14 protein-coding genes are annotated in these 12,041 nt (G+C 62.8%); 9 read left to right on the plus strand and 5 right to left on the minus strand.

Annotated features, from left to right (window positions below; all coding sequences use genetic code 11):
- Positions 1 to 150: 150 nt before the first annotated feature.
- The 3 genes from QM694_RS12915 to QM694_RS12925 form a co-directional block, all read right to left on the minus strand.
- Complete coding sequence (locus QM694_RS12915) at positions 151 to 444, minus strand: 4a-hydroxytetrahydrobiopterin dehydratase (RefSeq protein WP_415007342.1); 294 nt, start codon at positions 442 to 444, stop codon at positions 151 to 153.
- Entirely contained in the window at positions 395 to 973 is a 579-nt protein-coding gene (gene thpR, locus QM694_RS12920; RefSeq protein ID WP_415007343.1) for an RNA 2',3'-cyclic phosphodiesterase, read from the minus strand. The genes QM694_RS12915 and thpR overlap by 50 nt, the downstream gene beginning before the upstream one ends.
- A 77-nt stretch (positions 974 to 1,050) precedes the next feature.
- Positions 1,051 to 1,671: an arylesterase gene (locus QM694_RS12925; RefSeq protein WP_415007344.1), complete on the minus strand. Its 621-nt coding sequence runs from the start codon at positions 1,669 to 1,671 to the stop codon at positions 1,051 to 1,053.
- A 76-nt stretch (positions 1,672 to 1,747) separates the two neighbouring features.
- On the opposite strand from QM694_RS12925, the gene QM694_RS12930 reads away from it, so the two are divergent.
- From QM694_RS12930 to QM694_RS12960, 7 genes are all read left to right on the plus strand, one after another.
- The gene (locus QM694_RS12930; RefSeq protein ID WP_415007345.1) at positions 1,748 to 2,431 is read left to right on the plus strand and encodes an ABC transporter ATP-binding protein; all 684 of its coding nucleotides are present in this window, start codon (positions 1,748 to 1,750) and stop codon (positions 2,429 to 2,431) included.
- Positions 2,428 to 4,923, plus strand: coding sequence for an ABC transporter permease (locus QM694_RS12935; protein WP_415007346.1), 2,496 nt, complete (start codon positions 2,428 to 2,430; stop codon positions 4,921 to 4,923). Before QM694_RS12930 ends, QM694_RS12935 begins: the two co-directional genes overlap by 4 nt.
- A gap of 49 nt (positions 4,924 to 4,972) precedes the next feature.
- On the plus strand, positions 4,973 to 5,554 hold the full coding sequence (locus QM694_RS12940) for a cob(I)yrinic acid a,c-diamide adenosyltransferase (RefSeq protein WP_415007347.1): 582 nt from the start codon (positions 4,973 to 4,975) through the stop codon (positions 5,552 to 5,554).
- Positions 5,554 to 6,237: a rhomboid family intramembrane serine protease gene (locus tag QM694_RS12945; RefSeq protein ID WP_415007348.1), complete on the plus strand. Its 684-nt coding sequence runs from the start codon at positions 5,554 to 5,556 to the stop codon at positions 6,235 to 6,237. The genes QM694_RS12940 and QM694_RS12945 overlap by 1 nt, the downstream gene beginning before the upstream one ends.
- Before the next feature lie 122 nt (positions 6,238 to 6,359).
- Complete coding sequence (locus tag QM694_RS12950; RefSeq protein WP_415007349.1) at positions 6,360 to 7,106, plus strand: electron transfer flavoprotein subunit beta/FixA family protein; 747 nt, start codon at positions 6,360 to 6,362, stop codon at positions 7,104 to 7,106.
- Between the two features lies 1 nt (position 7,107).
- Positions 7,108 to 8,049 (plus strand): electron transfer flavoprotein subunit alpha/FixB family protein, encoded by a 942-nt coding sequence (locus QM694_RS12955; protein WP_415007350.1) that lies wholly within the window; start codon positions 7,108 to 7,110, stop codon positions 8,047 to 8,049.
- A 127-nt stretch (positions 8,050 to 8,176) separates the two neighbouring features.
- Positions 8,177 to 9,052, plus strand: coding sequence for a 3-hydroxybutyryl-CoA dehydrogenase (locus QM694_RS12960; protein ID WP_415007351.1), 876 nt, complete (start codon positions 8,177 to 8,179; stop codon positions 9,050 to 9,052).
- Between the two features lie 194 nt (positions 9,053 to 9,246).
- On the opposite strand, the gene QM694_RS12965 is transcribed toward QM694_RS12960, so the two are convergent.
- Positions 9,247 to 9,846: a hypothetical protein gene (locus tag QM694_RS12965; protein ID WP_415007352.1), complete on the minus strand. Its 600-nt coding sequence runs from the start codon at positions 9,844 to 9,846 to the stop codon at positions 9,247 to 9,249.
- 42 nt (positions 9,847 to 9,888) lie between these two features.
- The gene (locus QM694_RS12970) at positions 9,889 to 10,458 is read right to left on the minus strand and encodes a TlpA family protein disulfide reductase (RefSeq protein WP_415007353.1); all 570 of its coding nucleotides are present in this window, start codon (positions 10,456 to 10,458) and stop codon (positions 9,889 to 9,891) included.
- Positions 10,459 to 10,490: 32 nt separating this feature from the next.
- Here QM694_RS12970 and argH point away from each other — a divergent pair, with 32 nt between their 5' ends.
- Together argH and QM694_RS12980 are read left to right on the plus strand one after the other, a co-directional pair.
- On the plus strand, positions 10,491 to 11,873 hold the full coding sequence (gene argH / locus QM694_RS12975; RefSeq protein WP_415007354.1) for an argininosuccinate lyase: 1,383 nt from the start codon (positions 10,491 to 10,493) through the stop codon (positions 11,871 to 11,873).
- 11 nt (positions 11,874 to 11,884) lie between these two features.
- Positions 11,885 to 12,040 carry a lipoprotein gene (locus QM694_RS12980; RefSeq protein ID WP_415007355.1) on the plus strand — a complete coding sequence of 52 codons (156 nt, stop codon included), beginning with the start codon at positions 11,885 to 11,887 and terminating at the stop codon, positions 12,038 to 12,040.
- The last annotated feature ends 1 nt before the right edge of the window (position 12,041 follow it).

The raw sequence follows: 12,041 nt of genomic DNA on the forward strand, positions 1-12,041 counted from the left end.
AACTGCTTGCCCGGCAATATGGGCATAACAGCCCTGCAATTCAAGACGGGTGTGAAACAGCTGTCACTCCAGCGAAAGCCGGAGCCCAGACTTGCCGCATCTTTGCAGATTGAAGGCTGGGTCCCGGCGTCCGCCGGGATGACAGAGATATCATCCCGCCAGATCGTTCATCTTCTTCGCCAGCGCCACGTCCTTCGCGGTCACCCCGCCCGCCGAATGGGTGGCGAGCGTCACCTCCACCCGGCCATAGACGTTGAACCATTCCGGATGATGGTCGGCCTTCTCGGCGTAAAGCGCCACCCGGCTCATCCAGCCCCAGGCCTGCGAGAAGGATTTGAACTGGAATGTCTTGGTGATAGCGTCGCGGCCCTTGGCCTCGGCCCATCCGTCAAGCTCATGCAGCGCCTTCGCGCGCTCCACGCCAATCATCGCTTTGTCTGTCATGAAGGTCGTAACTCTCCTCCACCGCATAGGGACCACCCCCGCGCGATGGGCGCGATGAGAAAAGCACGAAACGCGGAACTTCAAAACCCCGGCTCTTGTAGAGGCTGTGCGAGGCGAGGAAGCCATGCAGGGAATGGAAATCCGGGTCCTTGAGGCGCGCCAGCGTCACATGCGGCGTGAACTTGCGGCCCTCGGGCGGCAGGCCCAGCACCTGGCAGATGCGCTCGTGTATGGATTGCAGGCGGCGGAGATCGGCATTCTCTTCCACCCCGGCATAAAGCGTGTGGGGCTTGTTGCCGCCGAATACGCCGAGCCCCTTGAGCCGGAGCGAGAAGGGCCTCGCCTCCACCCCATCCAGCGCATAGGCGATTTCGCGCGCCATCCCGTCGTCGATGTCGCCGATGAAGCGGAGCGTGATGTGGAAGCTGTCGCGGTCGATCCAGCGGGAGCCGATGATCCCGCCCTTCATCAGGTCGAGATCGAAGGCGACATCCTCCGGAAGTTCAAGGCCGGTGAACAGTCGCGGCATGGCGGGCCTCCTCGTGGATAAGGATTGCTCGGAACGCGGTGCAGCAAAGCTAGCGTGATTCGGGAATTCTCCAAGCCCTATTTTGCAACAGCCTTGCCGAGAAGTTGTTCAGTGGCCGGAAGAATGCGGCTGACGATCACGTCAACGCCTTGTGGATTGGGGTGCATGCCATCCGCCTGGTTGAGCGCCGGATCGGCGGCCACGCCATCGAGAAAGAAGGGATAGAGCAGCGCCCCGTGCTTCTCCGCCAGCCGCGTGAAAACGGGATCATAGAGCGCCGCATAGTCCGGCCCGAGATTGCGGGGCGCCCGCATGCCCGCCAGCAGCACGGGCAGTTTTTTCTGCTCAAGGCTTGCAAGAATGCCGTCGAGCGCCGCCTCCATCTGCTGGGGCGGCAGCCCGCGCAGCGCGTCATTGGCGCCCAATTCCACGATCACCGCCGTGGTGGCGGGATCGAGCGCCCAGTCGAGCCGCGCCAGCCCGTCCGCCGCCGTGTCGCCGGAAACCCCGGCGTTCACAACCTTGACGTCGAGCCTCTTTGCTTTCAGCGCCGCTTCGAGCTTCGCCGGAAAGGCGTCGGCGGGCGCAAGCCCCAGCCCCGCCGTCAGGCTGTCACCCAGCACCAGAATGGTGGGCTGTGCCAGGGCAACATGAACGCTGAGCAATGTGGCGGCGAAAAATGTCAGGAGGCGGAGCATATGCCAAAGCTAGGGTGAGGAAGCGCCACCTGCAAGCGCGCTCGACAAATCATGAAGCACCTCCCATCTTGGCGCAATGCCCGATCTGTCCGTGTCCCTCGAAGGCGTCAGCCTCACCCTGCCCAGCCGCGCCGGCAAGGTTGAAATCCTGAAAAAAGTCGATCTGTCGGTGAAGCCCGGCGAGGCGCTGGGCATCGTCGGGCCATCGGGTTCGGGCAAGACGACGCTGCTCATGGTGATGGCAGGCCTCGAGCAGCCGAGCGGCGGCATCGTCACCGTGGCCGGCCAGCGCATTGATGGCAGGAGCGAGGATCAGCTCTCGGCCTTCCGGCGCGATCATGTCGCCATCATCTTTCAATCCTTTCATTTGATCCCCACCATGACGGCTTTGGAGAATGTCGCCGTGCCGCTGGAATTCCGGGGCGTCGCTGATGCGCTGGAGATTGCCCGCGACAGGCTGGGCCGCGTCGGCCTTGGCCACCGCTTCACCCACTATCCCGGCCAGCTGTCGGGCGGCGAACAGCAGCGCGTGGCCATCGCCCGGGCGTTGGCCTCTGGCGCCAGCATCATCCTCGCCGACGAGCCGACCGGCAATCTCGACCATGACACCGGCGAGGAGATCATCCGCCTGCTGTTCGCCATGAAGCAGCAGGAGGGCGCGACGCTGATCCTCATCACCCACGATCCGGAACTCGCCAAACGCTGCGACCGCGTGGCCGAGGTGCGCGATGGCCGCATCGTCTCGGGCGCTCATCCGTGACGCTGTGGCTTACCTACGCGCTGCGTGACCTGCGCGCTGGCCTTCAGGGCTTCTGGATATTCCTCGCCTGCCTTGTGCTTGGCACCGGCACCATCGCCATTGTCGGCGCATTGGCTGCATCGCTGTCGCGCGGCCTTGATGAACAGGGCCAGACGCTCTTGGGCGGTGACATGGAGTTCGCGCTCATTCACCGCCAGACCAATGCCGATGAACAGGCATGGCTCATGGATCAGGGGCAAGTGAGCCGCAGCGCCACACTGCGCGCCATGGCCGTTGCCGCCCAAGGCTCCACCCTCACCGAATTAAAATCCGTAGACGGAGCATATCCGCTCTATGGAACCTTCACGCTCGAAGGCGGCGCCGCGCTCGCGGACGCGTTGAAGGACAATGGCGCGGTGGCCGATCCGCTGCTGCTTTCGCGCCTCGGCCTCAAACCCGGCGACACGCTGCGCGTCGGCACTGCGACCCTCACCCTGCGCGGCGTCATCGCCAGCGAGCCGGACCGCATTTCCGAAGGCTTCCTTCTAGGCCCCCGCCTTCTCATTTCCGATGACACGCTCACCGCCACGGGCCTCATCCAGCCGGGCAGCCTCATCACATGGGACTACCGCGTGAAGCTCGCCGATCCGTCCAAAGCCAAGGCGGCGATGAAGCAGGCCAAGGAAAAATTCCCCGATGCAGGCTGGCGGGTGCGCGGAAAGGACAATGCCGCGCAAGGCACTGACCGTTTCATCCAGCGCCTCGGCTATTTCATGACGCTGGTGGGCCTGGCCTCTCTCATCGTCGGCGGTGCCGGCATCGCCAACGCGGTGGCGGCCTTCGTGTCACGCAAGACCTCCGCCATCGCCACGCTGAAATGCTTAGGCGGCACGTCGCGCGATGTCTTTGCGATCTACCTCATCGAAATCCTGCTGGTGGGGCTGATCGCCATCGCGGGCGGCGTGGCGCTGGGATTGATCGTGCCGCCGCTCATGGCGCATCTGCTGGAAGGCATCCTGCCGCTTCCCGTCACATCAGGCATTGAACCAAAACCATTGGCGATTGCCGCCCTCTTCGGCTTCCTCGTCACGCTCGCCTTCTCCCTCTGGCCGCTGGCGCGCATCCGCCGCGTCCCCGCCTCGGCGCTGTTCCGCCACCGCGCCCTGCCTGCGCAGGGTTGGCCGTCATGGAAAGAACTGGCCACCATCGCCCTCTGCCTGGCACTCATCGCCGGTGTGGCGATGCTCAACTCCCCGCAGGGCGAAGTCACCGGCTGGTATCTGCTGGGACTGCTTCTGAGTTTCATCGTGCTGCTGGGGCTCGCCACGCTGATCGTGCGCGGAGCCAAATATCTGCCGCGCCCGCGCTCCGTCATCTGGCGTTATGCGCTGTCCAATATTCACAGGCCCGGTGCGGCCTCCGTCTCCGTCATCATGGCGCTGGGGCTGGGCTTGACGCTCTTCGTGATGTTGGCCCTCACCGACCGCACCATATCGGCCGAACTGTCCTCGAACCTGCCCGAAAAGGCCCCGGCCTTCTTTTTCGCCGATGTGCAATCCGCCGATCTAGCCCGCCTCACCGATGAATTGAAAGCAACGCCTGGCGTAACTTCAATCACCACCGCCCCCATGTTGCGAGGCCGCATCACCGCCGTGAAAGGCGTTGAAGCGGAAAAGGTGAAACCGAAAGAAGATGGCGCATGGGCGCTGCGCGGCGATCGCGGCCTCACCTATTCCGAGACTCTTCCCGATGGCTCCACCCTGAAAGAGGGCACATGGTGGCCCGCCAATTACACTGGCCCGCCGCTCGTCTCCCTCACATCCGACATTGCCGATGCGCTGGGCCTCAAGATTGGCGATCCCATCACCGTCAATGTGCTGGGCCGCGAGATGACCGCCACGGTCGCGAGCCTCCGCGAGGTGAACTGGAAAAGCCTCGGCATGAATTTCGTGCTGGTCTTCTCGCCCAACACGCTGAAAGGCGCGCCCCACGCCAATATCGTCACCGTACAGATGACAGGCGGCGATGAGGCAAAACTGCTGAACGGCGTGGCCCGCGACTTTCCCGCCGTGACGGCCGTGCGCGTGAAGGATGTGATTGCCCAGGTGGGAGACTTGCTCAGCAAAATGCTGGCCGCCATCCGGGGCGCCAATCTGCTGACGCTCTTGACCGGCGTTCTGGTGCTGGCCGGAGCCTTGGCGGCGGGCCTGTCGGAGCGCGTCTATGATGCCGTGGTGCTGAAGACCTATGGCGCCAGCCGCCGCCAGCTGATGTCCGCCTTCGCGCTCGAATATGCGGCACTGGGCCTCGCCGCTGCGGTGTTCGGCGTGGCGGCAGGCTCTCTCGCCTCATGGTTCCTCGCCCGCTTCATCCTCGAGATGGACTGGCGCTTTTCCGCCACGGCAGCGGCGCTCACCGCCCTGATCGCGATGGCCGTCACCGTCGTTGCAGGGCTGTCGGTCACATGGGTTGCGCTGGCTGCACGCCCGGCCCGCCAGCTCCGTGACGAGTAAGGTGATAAATCGCGTGGAATTCAATCCGATTCGCGGTTAGGTGTGAGCCATGGTCGTGCTCAACCGTATCTATACGCGCACCGGCGATGCCGGGGACACCGCCCTTGGCTCCGGCCAGCGCGTGTCCAAGGCGCATCTGCGCATCCAGGCCTATGGCACGGTGGATGAAACCAATGCGGTGCTGGGCATCGCCCGCCTCCACACGGCGCGGCCCGAATACCGGAAGCTCGACGCCATGCTGGCCCGCATCCAGAACGAACTTTTCGATCTGGGTGCTGATCTCTGCGTGCCCGATGACGGCACCGATCCGGGCTATGAGCCCTTGCGCATTCTCGCCACCCAGTGGCAGCGCCTTGAATCCGAAATCGACGGCATGAACGCCGAGCTCTCGCCGCTCCGCTCCTTCGTATTGCCGGCGGGGGAAGCGGCGGCCTGCCATCTCCACCTCGCCCGCACCGTCTGCCGCAGGGCCGAGCGCCTGATGGTGGAACTCGCCGCCCAGGGCGAGCAGGTGAGCGAAGCCGCCATGGCCTATGTGAACCGCCTGTCGGATTTCTTCTTCGTCGCCAGCCGCTGGGCCAACACCTTTGGCGCCGGCGACGTGCTGTGGGTGCCGGGAAAGACGCGCTGATGTTCGTTCCCCTTCACGACAGCATTCCGCTGAAGGTGATCCGCTTCCAGTTCGTCACCCTGTCGATCATCACCGTGAATGTGGTGATCTGGCTCAGCACAGGCGCGTTCGGCAGCGACGCCACCATGGTGGCGGTGGCCGAGGCCTATGGGCTGATCCCCGCCGTCTTCAATGGCGAGGCGGCGCAGGCCTGGCATGGGGTGCCCGAGCCCTTCACGCTCATCACCTACATGTTCCTGCACGCCGGCTGGTGGCATCTCTTCACCAACATGCTCTTCCTCTGGGTCTTCGCCGACAATGTCGAGGATGCCTTCGGTTACGCCGCCTTCCTCTGCCTCTATCTGGTGAGCGGCATTGCCGGCGGCCTTCTGCATGTGGCGCTGGAGCCTGCCGCGCAATCGCCGCTGATTGGCGCATCCGCCGCCGTGTCGGGCGTGCTCGGCGCCTATGCGGTGCTTTATCCCCGCTCGCGCGTCTGGGTGCTGCTGTTCACCACCATCCCCTTGAAGATCAGCGCCATGTGGGTGCTGGGCGCATGGTTCGTCTTCCAGTTTCTCTATGTCTTCCTCGCCAGCGCCCGCAATGAGCCGATTGCCTGGTGGTCGCATATCGGCGGTTTCGCGGTGGGCGTCGTCATCACCTGGGCGCTCCGCCACCAGCTGATCCGCCGCCTCGCCTCCTGAGGCGGCGAAGCCGCATCAAAAAACGTCGCTTTCCGCCCCGCCGTGCCGGAAGCGGAATTGACTTGGCGCGGTCGCATCCCTAGGGTCCGCCCGAATTTTGCACCGCAATACAGAGGGAAGACATGAAAGTCCTGGTCGCTGTGAAGCGGGTCGTCGACTATAACGTCAAGATCCGTGTGAAGGCCGATGGTTCGGGCGTCGAACTGGCCAATGTGAAGATGTCCATGAACCCCTTCGACGAAATCGGCGTCGAAGAGGCCGTCAGGCTCAAGGAAGCCGGCAAGGCCACCGAAGTGGTTGCCGTCACCATCGGCCCCGCCCAGGCGCAGGAAACGCTGCGCACCGCCCTCGCCATGGGTGCCGACCGCGCCATTCTGGTGAAGAACGACGATTATGTTGAGCCGCTTGGCGTCGCCAAGATTTTGAAAGGCGTGGTCGAGGCCGAGAAGCCCGATATCGTCATCCTCGGCAAGCAGGCGATCGACGACGACTGCAACCAGACCGGCCAGATGCTCGCCGCCCTTCTGGGCTGGGCGCAGGCCACCGCCTGCTCGAAGCTGGAGCCGGGCCAAGGCGAGGCCACCATCACCCGCGAGATCGACGGCGGCCTGCAGACCCTCAAGGTCAAGATGCCGCTGATCGTGACGACCGACCTCCGCCTCAACCAGCCGCGCTATGCGTCGCTTCCCAACATCATGAAGGCCAAGAAGAAGCCGCTGGATGAAAAGTCCCCGGCCGATTACGGCGCTGACGTGAAGCCGCGCCTCAAGGTCGTCAAGACCGAGGAGCCGCCGAAGCGCCAGGCCGGCATCAAGGTGAAGTCGCCCGCCGAACTCGTGGCGAAACTCAAGGAAGCGGGAGCAATCTGAGATGGCCGTCCTCCTCATTGCCGAACATGACAATGCGTCGCTGAAGGACGCGACCAACAAGGCGCTCACCGCCGCCCTCAAGATGGGGGGCGATGTGCATGTGCTGGTGGCCGGCCACAATGCCGGCCCCGCCGCATCAGCCGCCGCCAGGCTTTCGGGCGTCAAGAAGGTGATCCATGTCGAGCAGGCGGGCCTCGAACGCCCGCTGGCCGAACCCATGGCCGCCATTATCGTCGGGCTGGCGCCTGCCTATGAGCATCTGGTGGCGCCCGCCACCACCAACGGCAAGAATTTCATGCCGCGCGTGGCCGCTCTCCTCGACGTGATGCAGATTTCGGATATTTCCGATGTCGTCTCGGGCGACACCTTCGTGCGCCTGATCTATGCCGGCAACGCCGTGCAGACCGTGCAGTCAACCGATGGCAAGAAAGTCATCACCGTGCGCACCGCCTCCTTCCCCGCCACCGGCGAAGGCGGCTCCGCTCCGGTCGAAACGGCTTCGGGTGCGGCCAACCCCGGCCTGTCCACCTACCAGAGCGAAAACCTGTCGAAGTCCGACCGGCCGGAACTCACCTCCGCCAAGGTCATCGTCTCGGGCGGCCGCGGCATGCAGAACGGCGACAATTTCAAGCTGCTCGATTCGGTTGCCAGGAAACTCAACGCCGCCGTCGGCGCCTCGCGCGCCGCTGTCGACGCGGGCTATGTGCCGAACGACTATCAGGTCGGACAGACCGGCAAGGTCGTCGCCCCCGATCTTTACATCGCCGTCGGCATCTCGGGCGCCATCCAGCATCTGGCCGGCATGAAGGACTCGAAGATCATCGTCGCCATCAACAAGGACGAGGAGGCGCCGATCTTCCAGGTCGCCGACTATGGCCTCGTCGCCGATCTCTTCCAGGCGGTGCCGGAACTCGATGCCGAACTGGCCAAGGTTGTGAAGTAAAAAAACACGCAAAGCCCCTCCCGCCGCGGTGGGAGGGGATATTTTGCTGCACATGCGAAATGCACTTGCCCTGAAATAAGGCGCACGATAGGCTCCGCGGTCTTCAGTGAGCGGATCGAAATAGACCATGCAAATCAGGAAAGTCGGCGTCATCGGCGCCGGTCAGATGGGAACCGGCATCGCGCAGGTCTGCGCGCAGGGCGGATTCGAGGTTGGCCTCTGCGATGTCAGCAAGGAGCGCATCGAAGCCGGGCTTGCCACCATCAACGGCAATCTGGCGCGCCGGGTGAAATCCGGCAAGGCGACGGAAGCCGAGCGCGACGCCACGCTGTCGCGCATCAGGGCCGTTCCCTCCTATGAAGGCTTTGGCGATTATGATCTGGTGATCGAAAGCGCGGTTGAGGACGAGCAGATCAAGCGCAAGATTTTCCAGCAGCTCTGCCCGCATCTCAACGCCCACGCGCTGCTCGGCACCAATACCTCGTCGATCTCGATCACCCGCCTTGCCGCCTCGACCGACCGGCCGGAAAAATTCATGGGCATTCATTTCATGAATCCCGTGCCGGTGATGGAGCTGGTGGAATTGATCCGCGGCATCGCCACCGAGGAACAGACCTTCACGGCGGTTAAGGAATTCGCGCTGGGCCTCGGCAAGACCATCGCCGTCTCGGAAGATTTCCCCGCCTTCATCGTCAACCGCATCCTGCTGCCGATGATCAACGAGGCGATCTATACGCTCTATGAGGGCGTGGGCGGCGTGGAGGCGATCGACACCGCCATGAAGCTGGGCGCGCGGCATCCCATGGGGCCGCTCGAACTTGCCGATTTCATCGGCCTCGACACCTGCCTCGCCATCATGCAGGTGCTTTATGAGGGCCTGGCCGATTCCAAATACCGCCCCTGCCCGCTGCTGGTGAAATATGTCGAAGCCGGATGGCTCGGCCGCAAGACGCAGCGCGGCTTCTACGACTACCGCGGCGCCACGCCAGTGCCGACAAGGTAGGCTCCAAACCACCGTCACCTCCGCGAAGGCGGAGGCCCCGCTGCTTGGCTTTGAGCAGAAATTCTTTCACGGGACCGGCTTCCCGTTCACGGCAGCCCCGCAGATACCGTTCAAACGCTTCGCCAGTGTACGCTCTGATGCTGAGTCAAGTCCGATAGAGAGTTAAACAAAAATCCGTCAAAACGCCTTCTAATCTAATTTATCAGCCTGAATTCTCTGAACAATCTCAGCATCCAGTACACGGCGCACATCAAAACACCATAGAATCCAAATGAAGAAAAAAACGCTGGAATCCAGAATATCAAAAGCCAGAATTCCGGCAGTAAAAACAAACCGAAATACCTGTTGTTTACATCCGGATTGCCGAGATGAACCAAATAGATAAGCCCAGAGAAACAGCCTGCCAGGCAAAGAAAAAATGCTTTCAAATCCAGCGGCAGCTTTTTGTCCGCAATATAAAAAGCCGCCCCCAAGACAATGCCTGCAAGAACACCCGCCAACACGATGGAAACTGACGAAAGCATTTGGATAGCATAAAACAGCAAGAGCCTGCTGGCTTCTCCATCGCTATTGTATTGCCGGACCATCTCGTAGCCGCTCTCAACTAGCGGGATTCTGATGACAGAGGATGCTTGCAGGATTGTTCTTTGCAAATCAGGCCCACAGAAGAGCCAGGTCGGAATCGCTGCGGCGTAGGCCACAATGGGAAAGAGAACTGTGAACCAAAGATAATTCCACGCGGTCCACGCTCCAAACTTCAGAAAAACCTTCTTGCTGCCCGGTGCGGCATCCATGGGCACTGATTATCACGGAATCGCAGGGAGATAGAGAACGCCCTACTCCTTCTCCGCAATCGCCGATTTGATGAGCGCCTGCGCCTCGGGACTGGCCCAGTCGGCGGGGCCGATGAGGCGGCCGATTTCGCGTCCCTGCCGGTCGATCAGAAGCGTAGTCGGAAGGCCGATGGTCTGCAAACTGCTGTAAACCGCCATCGAGGGATCGACATAGAGCTTGAGATTGTCCGCCCCCACTTCCTTCAGGAAGGCCGATGACGCCTCGGCCCCCTTCTTGTCCACGCTCACCGCCACAACCTCAAAATCTTTCGATCCCAGCTCTTTCTCAAGCTGGGCCAGGGCCGGCATTTCCTTGCGGCACGGCCCGCACCACGTGGCCCACAGATTGACCAGCGCCACCCGGCCCTTCCAGTCCGAGATCTTGAGCGGCGCGCCCGAGCCATCTGCAAAGCTAAAGTCCGGAACCGGCGGGCGTTCCTTTTTCACAACGAAGGCCGCCATGGTGTCGCCCGGCGCTGCCGCATCGGGCTTGCGCCCTGCTACCCCGAACCAGTAAATGCCTACGGCGGCAAGCAGCACAATGAGGACGGCGAGGGTCTTTTTGGGGCTCATGCGGTTTCTTTTCAGGCGAAGTGGGGAAATTTGTGACCAACAAGATGTGGGGCGGCAGGTTCTCGTCAGGGCCGGACGCGATCATGGAAGAGATCAACGCCTCGATCGGCTTCGACCAGCGCCTCTTCGCACAGGATATCGCGGGCTCCAAGGCCCATGCCGCCATGCTGGCGAAGCAGGGCATCATCTCGAAGGCCGACGAGAAGGAGATCCGCAAGGGCCTCGACGCCATTGAGGCCGAGATCACCGCCGGCACCTTCACCTTTTCCCGGGCGCTCGAGGATATTCACCTCAACGTCGAATCCCGGCTGAAGGAGTTGATCGGCGCGGCGGCCGGAAGGCTGCACACCGCCCGCTCGCGCAATGACCAGGTGGCCGTCGATTTCCGCCTCTATGTCCGCGACACCGTGGACCATCTTGACGCGCAGTTGAAGGATTTGCAGCTGGCGCTGGCCGAAAAGGCGCATGTCCACGCTGCCACCATCATGCCGGGCTTCACCCACCTGCAGGTGGCGCAGCCCATCACCTTCGGCCATCACTGCCTCGCCTATGTGGAGATGCTGGCACGCGACCGCTCGCGCCTTGCAGATGCACGGAAGCGCATGAATGAAAGCCCGCTGGGTTCTGCTGCGCTGGCCGGAACATCTTTCCCCATCGACCGCCACGACACCGCGAAGGCCTTGGGCTTCGACCGCCCGACGCGCAATTCACTCGACTCGGTGGCCGACCGCGACTTCGTGCTGGAAACTCTCGCGGCTTCGGCCATCTGCGCCACCCACCTCTCGCGCCTTGCGGAGGAAATCGTCATCTGGTCCACCGCCCAGTTCCGCTTCGTGAAGCTGTCCGACAAATTCACCACCGGCTCCTCCATCATGCCGCAGAAGCGCAACCCCGATGCGGCGGAGCTGGTGCGCGCCAAGCCGGGCCGCATCCTCGGCGCCCTCACCGCATTGCTTGTGGTGATGAAGGGCCTGCCGCTCACCTATTCCAAAGACATGCAGGAAGACAAGGAACCGGCCTTCGACGCCTTCGATTCGCTCTCCCTCGCCATTGCGGCGACGACAGGCATGGTGAAGGACATAGCGCCGAACGAAAAGGAAATGCGCAAGGCCGCAGCCTCCGGATTCTCCACCGCCACCGATCTTGCCGACTGGCTCGTCCGTACACTGAAGATGCCGTTCCGCGAGGCGCATCATGTGACCGGCAGTCTCGTGGCGCTGGCTGAGAAGAAGGGCGTGGACTTGCCGGAACTCACCCTCGCCGACATGCAGACGGTCGAGCCCCGCATCATCCGCGATGTGTTCAAGGTGCTGACGGTCGAAGCCTCCGTCGCCTCGCGCCGGAGCTTCGGCGGCACCGCGCCCAAAAATGTGAAGCGCGAAGCGGCGCGCTGGCTTAAGCTGCTCAAGGCTTGAGAGGGATCGCCATGCGCGCCATTCTGATGATGCTGGCTCTGGCCGTGGCGCTCGCCGCCTGCGGGGTGCGCAACGATCCCGAATTGCCGCCCGGCACGCCCAAGCCAGGCAAACCGCCAGACACCACCAAGACCATCATAGCCAAACCCGGCGACACGCCAGACTGAT

Origin of the sequence: Aestuariivirga sp. (assembly GCF_047602625.1) — a bacterium.
Lineage (GTDB): Bacteria > Pseudomonadota > Alphaproteobacteria > Rhizobiales > Aestuariivirgaceae > Aestuariivirga.